The following is a 6,524-nucleotide window of genomic DNA, read 5'->3' as shown; positions in this document are numbered from 1 at the left end:
TCGCCGATGGTAGTGTGGGGTTTCCCCATGTGAGAGTAGGTCATCGTCAAGATTAAATTCCGAAACCCCTATCTGCGCGAGCAGGTAGGGGTTTTGTCTTTGTGCTCGAAAAGAACAAGCAAGCCAAAAAAAACCACCCGACCGGGTGGTTTTTTTATCGCGCAGATCAGTCGCCGGTGTACTCGCAGCCACTGGTGCAGGTTTCATGGATGCGGATCTTGGAAAGCTCGGGCAACAGCGGCTTGAGCTCCTGCCAGATCCATTTCGCCAGGACCTCGCTGGTTGGATTTTCGAGGCCCGGGATGTCGTTCAGGTAGTTATGATCAAGGCGCTCGTAAAGCGGCTTGAATATCGACTTGATCTCGGAGAAGTCGCGGATCCAGCCGGTATGGGGATCAATGTCGCCTTTCAAATAGACGGCGACCTTGAAGGAATGGCCATGCAAGCGACCGCATTTATGCCCCTCGGGTACGTGAGGAAGCCGATGGGCAGACTCGAAAGTGAATTCCTTGAAAATTTCCACGTTTGTTCCAATGTGTTGATGGGGCAGTGCCGCAGTTTATCAGGTGTCCAACCTGCGCGGTAAGTGGACTTGGGCAGGTGGGGACGGCATCGATCCAGCAGGCTTGCACCCGGGTGCTTCAGCGCTCAGATCATTGGCAAGCTAGCGTTGTGCCATTAAGTTTGAGTTAAGTCACCTTCGGTATTGTGTCTCTCGTAAAGCCTATATACCCCACACATCCCGAAGGTGAACCAAATGAAAACTCTGACTGCTCTGCTGCTCGCTTCTTCCATGAGTTTCGTGGCCATCAGTGCCCAGGCCAAAGATCTGGGACCCGACGAAGCGCTTCGCCTGCGCGATGCTGGTACCATCCAGTCGTTCGAGAAGCTCAATGCTGCGGCACTGGCCAAGCATCCAGGCGGCACTATCCACGAGACCGAGCTGGAAGAGGAATACGGCAAATATATCTATCAAGTCGAGCTGCGCGACAACAAGGGTGTCGAGTGGGATGTGGAACTTGATGCAACCACCGGCCAAGTGCTCAAAGACCATCAGGACACCTAATGAACATATCGCCAGCGGGTCGCGCAATGATGGTCGGGCTGCTGGCATTCTGCTCATTGGCGGTGGCTCGCGATCTGGACCAGGATGAAGCGCTGCGACTCAGACAGGAAGGTGTAATCCTTCCTCTTGAACAATTGCTCGGTCAGGCCATGGCGCGTTACCCAGGCGCACGCCTGCTGGAGGCCGAGTTGGAAGAGAAGCAACAGAAGCTGGTGTATGAGGTTGAGTTGCTGACCACGGCAGGTGTGGTTCGCGAGATAAAGCTGGATGCGGCCACAGGCGATTTGCTCAAAGACGAGGAAGATGACTGATGCGCTTGCTGTTGGTGGAAGACAACGTCCCCCTGGCCGATGAGCTGAGCGCCAGCCTCAGTCGTCAGGGATACGCTGTGGATTGGCTGGCAGACGGTCGAGATGCGGTGTACCAGGGTCAGACCGAACCGTATGATCTGATCATCCTCGATCTTGGACTGCCCGGCCTGCCTGGGCTGGAGGTGCTGGCTCAATGGCGAGCGGCCAACCTCTCTACCCCCGTGCTGATTTTGACCGCGAGGGGCTCATGGGCGGAGCGGATCGAAGGGTTGAAAGCGGGGGCCGACGATTACCTGACCAAGCCCTTCCATCCTGAGGAGCTGCAGTTGCGCGCCCAGGCACTGGTGCGCCGCGCCCGTGGCTTGTCCAACATGCCGCGCCTGGAAGCGTCCGGTCTGCACCTGGATGAGGGTCGCCAGTGCGTGCAGCAGGCCGGGGTCGATATTCAGCTGACGGCTGCCGAGTTTCGCCTGCTGCGTTACTTCATGCTGCATCCGGAGCAGATTCTTTCCAAAGGCCATCTGGCCGAGCACTTGTATGACGGCGAAACCGAGCGCGATTCCAATGTGCTGGAAGTTCACGTCAACCATCTGCGGCGCAAACTGGGTCGCAGTGTGATCGAAACCCGCCGAGGGCAGGGCTACCGCTTCGCTGGAGTCGTGCAGTGAGATCCATCCAGGCGCGATTGAGCGTCGGGTTGATCAGTGTTCTGGTGATCGTGGGCCTGGTCCTCGCTCAATTGAGCCTGTGGTTGTTCGAGATGGGCCTGCAGCGCTATCTGGAAGCGGGGTTACGCAACGAAAGCGAGAACCTTCTGGTTGCGATGCAGCGTGGGCCACAAGGTCTGCAGTTGGATCAGCACCGTATTTCTCCCGCCTACGAACGGCCGTTCTCGGGGCACTACTTCCGGATAGACTTTCCCGATGGGCATTGGCGGTCGCGTTCGCTATGGGATCTGGAGCTGCCCGTACCGGATCAGTCAGGGCTGTATTCGGGTTTGAAGCTGGGTTCGGAGGGTCAGTTGCTGCTTGTATTGCGTGCCGATTACCGTCGACTCGGGCAGCCGCTGTCGATCATCGTCGCCCAGGACTACACGCCGGTACGTACCAGTTTTCAACGGGTACGGCAGATTGGTCTGGGCATGGGTCTGGCTGCTTTGATTGCAGTGCTCGTGCTGCAGCGCATCACGGTCACACGTTCGCTCAAGCCGCTGGAGCGCACGCGCGAACAGATCGCGCAATTGCAGCTTGGTCAACGCTCGCAGCTGGACAGTGCAGTACCGGTGGAACTCGAGCCGCTGGTAGCGCAGATCAACCATCTGTTGTTGCACACCGAGGACAGCCTCAAGCGATCGCGCAATGCGCTGGGCAATCTGGGGCACGCGCTGAAGACGCCCATGGCTGTGCTATTGAGCCTGGCCAGCAGCGAGCGGTTGCGGGACCAGCCGGAAGTCAGCCGCCTGTTGCGTGAGCAGTTGGAGCACATCCAGCTGCGGCTGAGTCGTGAACTCAACCGCGCGCGTCTGGCCGGCGACGCGCTGCCCGGTGTTCAGTTCGATTGCTCGGGAGAGATTCCAGGTCTGTTTGCCACGCTGGAAATGATCCATGGCGGCCACTTGAGCCTGAGTTACGAGGTGGCCGCGGATGTTCGCCTGCCGTGGGATCGGGAGGACGTGCTGGAGCTGCTCGGCAACCTGCTCGACAACGCCTGCAAGTGGGCTGATGCGCAGGTCTGCCTGACGATCGTCGAGCACGAGCATGGGTACAGCGTCTGGGTGGACGATGACGGTCCGGGTATCCCCGAAGATGCGCGCCAGGCGGTGCTGGATCGCGGCTCTCGGCTTGACGAGCAGGTCGATGGTCACGGCCTGGGGCTGGGGATCGTTCGAGACATCGTCGAAAGCTGGTCTGCTCGCTTGAGCCTGTCGGAAAGCCCTCTGGGTGGGTTGCGCGTCACTGTCGAGTTGGATAAACGCGTCTGACGCGGATTTATCTTGGCGAAGACTAAACTAGCGCGCAGCCCGGAGGACTAACTCACAGAGCCGAATGACGGCTCTGTAGCTCATCGACATGGATCGAACATGAACGAAACCAACCTGCAAAACAAAACGCTGTTGTTACTGTTGATCCTGGTCACCATCGCTTTCATCTGGATTCTTCTGCCTTACTACGGCGCGGTCTTCTGGGCAGTGATTCTGGGTATCGTATTTGCGCCGTTGCAGCGACTGGTCATGAGGAAGTTGAATCGGCGTCGCAATGTCAGTTCGCTGATAACCCTTACCATCACGTTGATCATTGCCATCTTGCCGGTGATCATCATCAGTGCCTTGCTGGTTCAGGAAGGTGCGGTGTTGTACAAGAACATCGAGAACGGCCAGCTCGACGTGGCAGGCTATATCGACCAGTTCAAACAACTGCTTCCGGCATCCGGGCAGCAATTGCTCGATCGCATGGGGATGGGCAACCTGGAGGGCCTGCGCGACAAGGTCGCCAAAGGTGCCATGCAGGGCAGCCAGTATTTCGCGACGCAGGCCTTCAGCTTCGGCCAAGGGACGCTGGATTTCGTGATCAGCTTCGGCATCATGTTGTACCTGCTGTTCTTCTTCCTGCGTGATGGTCCGGAACTGTCACGCAAGATCCGCACGGCGATCCCGTTGGCCGAGCAGCAGAAGCGTCGTCTGCAACTCAAGTTCAACCGTGTGGTTCGTGCCACGGTGAAAGGCAATCTGCTGGTTGCGGTCACCCAGGGTGCCCTGGGTGGGATAATCTTCTGGTTCCTGGACATTCCCAGCGCATTGCTATGGGCCGTGCTCATGGCGTTCCTGTCGCTGTTGCCTGCTGTCGGAGCAGGTATCGTCTGGGCGCCGGTAGCCGCCTATTTCCTGCTGAGCGGTTACATCTGGCAGGGGGTCACGCTGACGCTGTTCGGCATTCTGGTCATCGGTATGGTCGACAATGTGTTGCGCCCACTGCTTGTGGGCAAGGACACCAAGATGCCGGACTATCTGATCCTGGTCTCGACGCTGGGCGGCCTGGCAGTCTTCGGGCTCAACGGCTTCGTGATCGGTCCGCTGATCGCGGCGCTGTTCATGTCCAGCTGGGGTATCTTCGTCAGCACCAAGCGCCAGGTGCGTCTGCCCCAGGATCGCACCTGACGGCAGTACTGTCCGACTCCCTTGGTCAGCCCGGGGGAGCCGGCGCTTGAGGGCAGGGGCCTGCTTGGTTACCATCGGCGCTTTTTCAGAGCGGTCCGCATGCCTCAGCCCATTCCTCTCAAAGACCATGGCAAGGAACAAGGCCTGGTCAACCGTCGGTTGATCGCCTGCGCCTTGCTGGTGCTGGCCTTGAGCATCGCCCTGGTAGGGCGTCTGTACTTCCTGCAGGTCATCGAGTTCACCTACAACTCGACGGTGTCCGAGAACAACCGGGTGCATGTGCTGCCCATCCCGCCCGAGCGCGGTGTGATCTACGACCGCAATGGCGTGGTATTGGCCGACAATCGACCCAGCTTCAACCTGACCCTCACGCGCGAGCGCGCCGGCAATACTGCACAGGTGCTCGATGAGGTGGCCAAAGTGCTGGAACTGGGCGATGAAGCGCGCAGGCAGTTCGACAAGGAATTGAAGCGTGTACGCCATCCCTTCGAACCCGTCACGTTGATGTATGAACTGAACGAGAACCAGATCGCCAAGATTGCGGTGAATCAATTTCTGCTGCCGGGCGTCGATGTTGAACCGCAGTTCGTGCGCGAATACCCGCGCAAGGAGCACTTTGCCCATTCGGTAGGCTACGTCGGACGGATCAACGAGAAAGAGTCCAAGACGCTGGACCAGACGCAGTACCGCGGCACCCAGTCGGTCGGCAAGACCGGTGTCGAACGCTTCTACGAGACCCAGCTGCATGGCCAGGTGGGTTACGAGGAAGTCGAGACCAATGCCCAGGGGCGGGTCATGCGGGTGCTCAACCACCATGACCCGGTGCCGGGCAAGAAGATCGTGCTGAGCCTCGACGTGCATCTGCAGGAAGCCGCCGAGAAGGCTCTGGGTGACCGCCGCGGGGCGGTGGTGTGCATCGACCCGGAGACCGGCGATGTGCTGGCAATGGTCAGCAAGCCAAGCTTCGACCCCAATCTGTTCGTGACCGGTATCAGCTTCAAGGAGTACGCGGCGTTGCGCGATTCCATCGACCGGCCGCTGTTCAATCGAGTGCTCAGAGGCCTGTACGCGCCCGGCTCGACGATCAAGCCGGAAGTGGCAATCGCCGGCCTGGACAGCGGTGCAGTCACGCCGCAGACACGTGTGTTCGATCCTGGCTACTACGAGCTGCCCAACTATGATCACAAGTACCGCAACTGGAACCGCAGTGGTGATGGCTGGGTGGACATGGACGCGGCCATCATGCGTTCCAACGACACCTATTTCTACGACCTCGCACACAAACTGGGCGTGGACCGGATGCATGACTACATGACCCGCTTCGGCCTGGGCCAGAAGGTCTCACTGGACATGTTCGAGGAAGCGCCAGGATTGATGCCGTCCCAGCAGTGGAAGCGTGCCACGCGGCGTCAGGCTTGGTTTCCGGGCGAGACCTTGATCCTGGGCATCGGTCAGGGTTACATGCAGGTCACTCCGTTGCAGTTGGCCCAGGCCACCACGCTGATCGCCAGCAAGGGCGTGTGGCGCCGACCGCACCTGGCCGAGACTGTGGGGGGAGAGGTGCCGGTGGACGACAACCCGATTCCCAATATCGTACTGCGCGACAACCGCGAGTGGGATCAGGTCAACCACGGCATGCAACTGGTCATGCACGATCCGCGCGGCATCGCCCGTCAGGCTGCCGCTGGCGCGCAGTATCGCATCGCCGGCAAGTCGGGTACGGCGCAGGTGGTTGCCATCAAGCAGGGCGAACGCTACAACCGGCTGAAAACGCTGGAGCGCAACCGCGACAACGCCTTGTTCGTCGGATTCGCGCCGGCCGATCGGCCAAAGATCGTGGTGGCAGTGATGATCGAGAACGGTGAAGCAGGCGGGCGGGTAGCAGGACCTGTGGTGCGCGAGATCATGGATGCCTGGCTATTGGACAGCGACGGTCACCTGAAGCCCAAGTACGCGGCGCCGACCAAGACGCCTGCGGACCCCAAGGTCTGAC

7 protein-coding genes are annotated in these 6,524 nt (G+C 59.5%); 6 read left to right on the top strand and 1 reads right to left on the bottom strand.

Features of this window, described 5'->3' with window-relative positions:
• Positions 1-166: 166 nt before the first annotated feature.
• A complete protein-coding gene (gene queD, locus IFT57_RS14605; RefSeq protein ID WP_122796356.1) occupies positions 167-523 on the bottom strand; it encodes a 6-carboxytetrahydropterin synthase QueD in 357 nt (118 codons plus the stop codon).
• Between the two features lie 234 nt (positions 524-757).
• Here queD and IFT57_RS14600 point away from each other — a divergent pair, with 234 nt between their 5' ends.
• From IFT57_RS14600 to mrdA, 6 genes are all read left to right on the top strand, one after another.
• Positions 758-1,066, top strand: coding sequence for a PepSY domain-containing protein (locus tag IFT57_RS14600; protein WP_122715797.1), 309 nt, complete (start codon positions 758-760; stop codon positions 1,064-1,066).
• Complete coding sequence (locus IFT57_RS14595; RefSeq protein WP_122477271.1) at positions 1,066-1,377, top strand: PepSY domain-containing protein; 312 nt, start codon at positions 1,066-1,068, stop codon at positions 1,375-1,377. The genes IFT57_RS14600 and IFT57_RS14595 overlap by 1 nt, the downstream gene beginning before the upstream one ends.
• The gene (locus IFT57_RS14590; RefSeq protein ID WP_122477273.1) at positions 1,377-2,045 is read left to right on the top strand and encodes a response regulator transcription factor; all 669 of its coding nucleotides are present in this window, start codon (positions 1,377-1,379) and stop codon (positions 2,043-2,045) included. Before IFT57_RS14595 ends, IFT57_RS14590 begins: the two co-directional genes overlap by 1 nt.
• Positions 2,042-3,358 (top strand): ATP-binding protein, encoded by a 1,317-nt coding sequence (locus IFT57_RS14585; RefSeq protein ID WP_192151838.1) that lies wholly within the window; start codon positions 2,042-2,044, stop codon positions 3,356-3,358. Before IFT57_RS14590 ends, IFT57_RS14585 begins: the two co-directional genes overlap by 4 nt.
• Positions 3,359-3,457: 99 nt before the next feature.
• Entirely contained in the window at positions 3,458-4,531 is a 1,074-nt protein-coding gene (locus IFT57_RS14580) for an AI-2E family transporter (RefSeq protein WP_122715794.1), read from the top strand.
• Positions 4,532-4,630: 99 nt separating this feature from the next.
• A complete protein-coding gene (gene mrdA, locus IFT57_RS14575) occupies positions 4,631-6,523 on the top strand; it encodes a penicillin-binding protein 2 (protein WP_192151837.1) in 1,893 nt (630 codons plus the stop codon).
• The last annotated feature ends 1 nt before the right edge of the window (position 6,524 follow it).

This window comes from Pseudomonas sp. CFBP 13719, from assembly GCF_014842095.1.
Taxonomy (GTDB): domain Bacteria; phylum Pseudomonadota; class Gammaproteobacteria; order Pseudomonadales; family Pseudomonadaceae; genus Aquipseudomonas.
Note: the sequence above shows the minus strand (reverse complement) of the source record. Positions and strands in the feature narration are given on the sequence as shown.

Coding starts and splice junctions, on each gene's coding strand:
- IFT57_RS14580 (WP_122715794.1), top strand. CDS start 3,458: ATGAACGAAACCAACCTGCAAAACAAAACGCTGTTGTTACTGTTGATC.
- mrdA (WP_192151837.1), top strand. CDS start 4,631: ATGCCTCAGCCCATTCCTCTCAAAGACCATGGCAAGGAACAAGGCCTG.
- IFT57_RS14590 (WP_122477273.1), top strand. CDS start 1,377: ATGCGCTTGCTGTTGGTGGAAGACAACGTCCCCCTGGCCGATGAGCTG.
- IFT57_RS14600 (WP_122715797.1), top strand. CDS start 758: ATGAAAACTCTGACTGCTCTGCTGCTCGCTTCTTCCATGAGTTTCGTG.
- IFT57_RS14595 (WP_122477271.1), top strand. CDS start 1,066: ATGAACATATCGCCAGCGGGTCGCGCAATGATGGTCGGGCTGCTGGCA.